General features: G+C 69.9%; 7 protein-coding genes. 2 read left to right on the top strand and 5 right to left on the bottom strand.

What is annotated here, in order from left to right; genetic code table 11:
• Positions 1–37 precede the first annotated feature (37 nt).
• Positions 38–1756: an adenine deaminase gene (ade, locus tag M3Q23_07325; GenBank protein MDP9341905.1), complete on the bottom strand. Its 1719-nt coding sequence runs from the start codon at positions 1754–1756 to the stop codon at positions 38–40.
• 92 nt (positions 1757–1848) lie between these two features.
• Here ade and M3Q23_07320 point away from each other — a divergent pair, with 92 nt between their 5' ends.
• On the top strand, positions 1849–2085 hold the full coding sequence (locus M3Q23_07320; protein ID MDP9341904.1) for a hypothetical protein: 237 nt from the start codon (positions 1849–1851) through the stop codon (positions 2083–2085).
• A gap of 8 nt (positions 2086–2093) precedes the next feature.
• Here M3Q23_07320 and M3Q23_07315 read toward each other — a convergent pair whose 3' ends face one another.
• The 3 genes from M3Q23_07315 to M3Q23_07305 are packed head-to-tail and all read right to left on the bottom strand — an operon-like array spanning position 2094 to position 4718.
• Positions 2094–2972, bottom strand: a complete 879-nt coding sequence (locus tag M3Q23_07315) for a haloalkane dehalogenase (protein ID MDP9341903.1) — start codon at positions 2970–2972, stop codon at positions 2094–2096.
• 19 nt (positions 2973–2991) lie between these two features.
• On the bottom strand, positions 2992–4131 hold the full coding sequence (locus tag M3Q23_07310; protein ID MDP9341902.1) for a ferritin-like domain-containing protein: 1140 nt from the start codon (positions 4129–4131) through the stop codon (positions 2992–2994).
• Positions 4128–4718 carry a TetR family transcriptional regulator gene (locus tag M3Q23_07305; protein ID MDP9341901.1) on the bottom strand — a complete coding sequence of 197 codons (591 nt, stop codon included), beginning with the start codon at positions 4716–4718 and terminating at the stop codon, positions 4128–4130. Before M3Q23_07305 ends, M3Q23_07310 begins: the two co-directional genes overlap by 4 nt.
• A gap of 185 nt (positions 4719–4903) precedes the next feature.
• On the opposite strand from M3Q23_07305, the gene M3Q23_07300 reads away from it, so the two are divergent.
• Positions 4904–5350 carry a transcription elongation factor GreA gene (locus tag M3Q23_07300; GenBank protein MDP9341900.1) on the top strand — a complete coding sequence of 149 codons (447 nt, stop codon included), beginning with the start codon at positions 4904–4906 and terminating at the stop codon, positions 5348–5350.
• Here the strand turns inward: M3Q23_07300 and M3Q23_07295 are convergent.
• The coding region (locus M3Q23_07295; GenBank protein ID MDP9341899.1) for a hypothetical protein at positions 5314–5657 on the bottom strand (344 nt) is incomplete at its 5' end. The genes M3Q23_07300 and M3Q23_07295 overlap by 37 nt on opposite strands.

Raw genomic sequence — 5657 nt, 5'->3', positions numbered from 1 at the left:
GACGTAGCGCCCGGCGCTCCGGAGGCTCCGAGCTTCTTTAAGCCTCCAGCGGGACCAGGGCGAACTCGACGCCGTCGACCAGGCCGAGGTCGGTCACCTTCAGCTCCGGGATCACCGACAGCGCGAGGAACGACAGGGCCATGAACGGAGCTCGGAGGCGGACCCCGCAGGTGGCCGCGGCCCGCTCCAGAGCGAGCGACCGCTCGGCCACCACGCCCCGGGGCTCGAGGGACACCAGGCCCGCCATGGGTAGGGGCAGGTCGGCCAGCACCCGGCCGTCCTGGACCACGACCTGGCCGCCGCCGCATTCGCGCAGCCGCTCCGCGGCGATCGCCATGTCCTCGTCGCTGGTGCCGACCAGCATCACGTTGTGGGCGTCGTGGGCCACGGTGGATCCGAGCGCGCCCTCGGTGATGCCGAACCCTCGGACGAACCCGATGCCGGTTCGCCCGCTGCCCCGGTGCCGCTCCACCACCGCGATCTTGGCCAGGTCACGCTCGGGGTCGGCCACCGCGAGGCCCTCGTGCATCCGGGGGGGCTCTATGGACGCGCCGGTGACGAGGGAGCCCTCCTTCATCTCGATCACCCGGATCGGGCGTCCGGTGGCGGGGATGCGGAAATCGGCCGGCTCCACGGTCCGCAGGTGCATGGTGTGGAGCATCCACTCGGGGACCGGCACGTCGTCGAAGCCGGACACGGCCTCCCCGTCGAAAGCCAGGGCGCCCCGCTTCCACACGGCGGCCGGACGGAACGACTCCAGGTCGGGGAGCGCCACGACGTCGGCCACGTAGCCGGGTGCGACCGCGCCGTGCTCGTGCAACCGGTGGTACCGCGCGGGATGCAGGGTCGCCATCACCACGGCCTGCTCCGGCGGGCAACCCAGGCTGACGGCCTTGCGCAGCGCGTTGTTCAGGTGGCCCTCGGCCAGGAGGTCGTGCGGTTCCCGGTCGTCGGTGACCAGCATGCAGTTCTCGGGCCCGAACTCGAGGACCATCGGCAGCAACGCCTCCAGGTTCCGGGCGGCCGACCCTTCCCGGATCATCACCCAGGTCCCCAGGCGCCGTTTCTCCAGCGCCTCCTGGTACGTCGTGCACTCGTGGTCGCTCCGCACGCCGGCGGCCAGGTACGCGTTCAGCTCCGGCCCGGTCAGTCCGGGCGCATGCCCGTCGACGTGGCGGTCCCCGGCGGCCTGGATCTTGGCCAGGGTCTCCGGATCGCCCGCCACCACCGCCGGGAAGTTCATCAGCTCGGCCAGGCCGAGGACGCGCGGCTCGGTGGCGATGAGCTCGGCGATGTCCTTGGGCCCCAGGCGGTGCCCGCCCGTCTCCAGCGGGGACGCCGGCACGCACGAAGAGGCCATCGCGTAGACGTCGAGCGGCGTGGCCTCGGCCATCCGCAGGAGCATGCGGATGCCCTCCACGCCGAGGACGTTGCCGATCTCGTGCGGGTCGGCCACCACGGTGGTCGTCCCGTGCGGCAGCACCGCCCGGGCGAACTCGCCGGGCGTGAGCTTGGTGGACTCGATGTGCATGTGCCCGTCGATGAACCCGGGGACCAGGACCAGCCCGGTGACGTCGTGGGCTCGCTGGCCCTCGTAGGAGCCGATGCCGGCCACGTGCTCGCCGGCGATCGCCACGTCGGCGTCCAGCAGCTCGCGGGTGAACACGGAGAGGACGCGGCCTCCCTTCAGCACGGCGTCGGCCGGGACGTCCTTCCTGGCGACGGCCAGACGGTGTGCGAGATCAGGCTCACGCATGGCTTGGGCGAAGGATACGGCGAGGGACGGCCCGAGCGATAGCGACCATGGCCCCGGCGCGTAGGACGGGCCGCCGCGGGGATATAGCTGCCGTGGCTGGCACGAAACCGGGCACCCGGTGGGCGGACCGGATCGAGGAACGGCTTCCCGGCCCGGTCAGGATCATCGTGTCGGCGCTCGCGTTCGCGGTGGTCCTGAACATGGGAGCGAACTTCCAGGAGCACTACGCCACCAGCGGCATCGCCGTGCTGGTGCTGCTGGCGGCGTGGCTGTTCCTATCGAACACCCTGCTGCTGGTGGGCTACAAGCTGGCGCTCCGGGACAGCTAGGCGGGGCGTCAGGACTCGGCCAGGAACCTCGCGATCCGCTCGGCGATCTCCTCGCCCCTGTCCTCCTGGAGGAAGTGGCCGGCGCCCGCCACGATCTCCGCCGGGCCCGCGCCCGGGATGAGCTCCGAGAATCGCTCGGCCACTCGCGGGCTGAACACGGGATCCGAGTCGCCGAACAGCACTAGCGCCGGCTTCTGCCAGCGCTTCATGGCCTCCCGGACCTCCAGCGTCTTCGCCGCGGAGGGATGGTCCGGCGAGGTCGGCACGAGCTCCGGGAACATCAGCACGCCGGTCTTCGACTCCGGGACCGGGAACGGGGCGTCGTAGCCGGCCACCACGTCGTCGTCGATCGGCTGCGGGCAGGTGATCCGCACGAGCTGCCCGGGCCGGATGTCCGTTCCCACCCGCCGCATGAAGTCGCGGAACTGGAGCCACGCGTCCGACGGCGGCCTTCCGGAGAAGATGCCGGTGTTCATGACCACGATGCGGGCCACGCGCTCGGGGTGCTCGGCGGCCAGCCGGAGACCGATGGGCCCGCCCCAGTCCTGCACCACGACGGTCACGCCCTCCAGTGCGAGGTCCTGGACCAGCCGCTCCATCGCCGCGTAGTGGGCGTCGTAGGTGTACCAGTCGCGTTCCACCGGCTTGTCCGACCGTCCGAACCCGACGTAGTCGGGCGCGATCGCGCGGGCCGAGGCCGCCAGGACCGGGACCATCTTCCGGTACAGGAACGACCAGGTGGGCTCCCCGTGCAGCAGCAGCACCGGCTGGCCGGAGCCCTCGTCCACGTAGTGCACGCGCAGGCCGTCCTGCTCGACGTAGTGCGGCTCGAAGGGGTACCCGGTCAGGCCCTCGAACCGCTCGTCCGGCGTGCGGTAGACGTCCACGCGACCGCCGGCGACCCGGCTACTCGGCGCCGGCGCGGATGGTGCGCTCGACCTCCGCCGCGCGGGCGGGGTCGATGTCCGCCAGCGGGCCACCGTCACCGTTCCCGTCGGGCCCGGCCGTGGCCCGGCGCCGGTCCAGGTCCTCGGCCAGCTGCTCGTCCGCGGTGGCCAGGTCGTCCGGGTTGAGGTCGGCGAACGCGATGACGCCCATGTCCTGGAACGCGGCCTGCACCTTCGGACCGAACAGCCCGAGGTCCTTCACCGTCGGCACGATGCGCGAGAAGAGCATCTTGCGGAACTCGCCCAGCATGTCCGAGTTCCGGACGTACTCCATGCACTCCTCCACGGGGAGCCCGGCAGCCTCGTAGATCTCACGGCCCATGAACCGGTCCCGCATGAGGTACGAGGCGTACACCACGAACTCCTCGCGCTCGTCCCGCTCGGCCTGGGTGAGCTGCGGGTAGTACTCGCGGAGCGACAGGCGCCCGAACGCGACGTGGCGCGCCTCGTCCTGCATGACGTAGGTGTTGATGGCCTTGGCCAGCGGTTCCTGGGAGAAGTCGCGGATCAGGGCGAACGCGGCGAGGGCCAGCCCCTCGATCATGATCTGCATCCCGAGGCAGGTCATGTCCCACCGGTCGTCGGAGACCACGTCGGTCAGCAGCGTCTTCAGGTAGTCGTTGATGGGGAAGGCCATCTCGATCTTCTCCCGAAGGTACCGGGAGTACGTCTCCATGTGCCGGGCCTCGTCCATGACCTGGGTGGCCGCGTAGAACTTGCAGTCCACGTCGGGGACGGTCTGCACGATCTTGGCCGTGCACACGAGCGCGCCCTGCTCACCGTGCAGGAACTGCGAGTTCGTCCACGCGGCCGCCAGCTGGCGGTACCGCCGGCGTTCCGGCTCGGTCATGCGGTCCCAGATCTGCGAGCCGTAGATCGGGATGTAGTACTCGGGATAGTTGTCGGGAGACTCGGGGTCGACGTCGATGGACCAGTCGATCCGCGTGTTGGTGTTCCACTGCTTCTCCTTGCCCTTCTCGTACAGCGAGAGCAGCCGGTCCCGGCCGTCGTCGTAGTCGAAGGTGAACGTGGTGGTGTGCTCGGCGCCGATCTTCCACTTGGTCTGGTCGACCGGCAGGACGTACTGGCGCGTGCTCACGTCTGCGTCGAGCTCCGCGTGAGGGGGGCGACCGCAGTTCGGGCCATCATCCGGGCAACCGAGTCGGCCGGCCGCTCGGAGGGCGTCAGCATGTACGAGATCATCGCGCGGCAGACCACGTCGAGGACGCCCCGGAGCTCGTCCTGGTCCACGTCGGGCAGCCGAGCTCCCATCAGCTCCACCAGTGTCTCGCGGGCGTGGATGATCAGGGGCAGGCCCCGCGTGGTCAGGTACGGCAGCAGCGTCTCGGCGTCCGTCGCCAGCAGCCGGTCCAGGAGGGGATGCTCGTGCATGTACCGGAGGACGAACTCGACGGCGAGCGCGAACGCCTCCTGGGGATCGTCGTGGCTGGCGAAGGCGCCCCGCACGCCGTCGATGAACTTCTCCTCCTCCCGGGCCACCAGGAACAGGATCACGTGGTCTTTGGACGGGAAGTATCGGTAGACGGTCTGGCGGGACAGCCGGGCCCGGTTCGCCACGTCCTCCACGGTGATCCGTGACAGGCCGAACGCCTGCACGGCGTCGAACGCGGCGTCGAGGATGCGGTCCCGGGTGGAGCGCTGGAGGTCGCTGGTGATCGTCGCCATCAGATGTGACGTTAGAACGACTCTCGTCACATCGTCAAGGCGAGGTCCGGCGGGGTAGGCGCGGGCACCGGGACGCACTACAGTTTTCGGAACCGATGGAACTCCCCGAGGAGCTAGCCTCTCGACCCCAGCGCCAGCGAGGGCACGAACCCACCGCCCACCTGACGCTGGACGCCTATCGACGGTTGAGGGACGAGCTGGACGAGCTGAAGACCGGCGGGCGGACGCGCATCGCCGAGCGGCTGAAGGTGGCCCGCGAGTTCGGCGACATCCGCGAGAACGCCGAGTACGACGCGGCCAAGAACGACCAGGCCCTCATGGAGTCCCGGATCCGGAACCTGGAGCGGATGCTCCGGGACCCCGAGATCATCGAGGCCCCCGTCGACGCCGACGCCGTGGGACCGGGGATGCTGGTCACGGTGCGTCCGCTGGACGAGGACGATCCCGAGGACGAGACCTACCTGCTGGCCGACTCGGCGGAGGAGCGGGCCAAGGGCGCCCGGACCATCACCACGACCTCCCCGCTCGGCTCGGCCCTGGTGGGGGCGGCGGTGGGCGACGAGGTCGCGTACCAGGCGCCGGGCGGAAGCTTCCGCTACCGGGTCATCGAGTTCCGCCCCTTCACCTCTTGAGCGATCGAGCGTCCCAGGGCCCGAGCGAACAGGACGGTGACGCCAGCGAGCACTCCTCCAAGCACGGACGCCTGGATCCAATCAGCTGCCGAAGCCGGAACGATCATGGCGAGCTCCTCTCTCTCTTCCAGCACGCGTGACCTGCATGCACGAGAGTCCACCACCCCGGGGTAAGAAAACGGGCTCTTGTGACGCATCCGTGGGTTCCCAACCGGCCTTGACGTGAGCAACGCCGCCATCCACCTACGCTTTTGGGCTGTTCGAAGGTCCATCAGCGAGGCGAGGAGGGCGGCGTGCTCGGTACCAA

Source organism: Actinomycetota bacterium, from assembly GCA_030774015.1.
GTDB lineage: Bacteria > Actinomycetota > UBA4738 > UBA4738 > JACQTL01 > JALYLZ01.
Note: the sequence above shows the minus strand (reverse complement) of the source record. Positions and strands in the feature narration are given on the sequence as shown.

Coding starts and splice junctions, on each gene's coding strand:
- ade (MDP9341905.1), bottom strand. CDS start 1,756: ATGCGTGAGCCTGATCTCGCACACCGTCTGGCCGTCGCCAGGAAGGAC.
- M3Q23_07305 (MDP9341901.1), bottom strand. CDS start 4,718: ATGGCGACGATCACCAGCGACCTCCAGCGCTCCACCCGGGACCGCATC.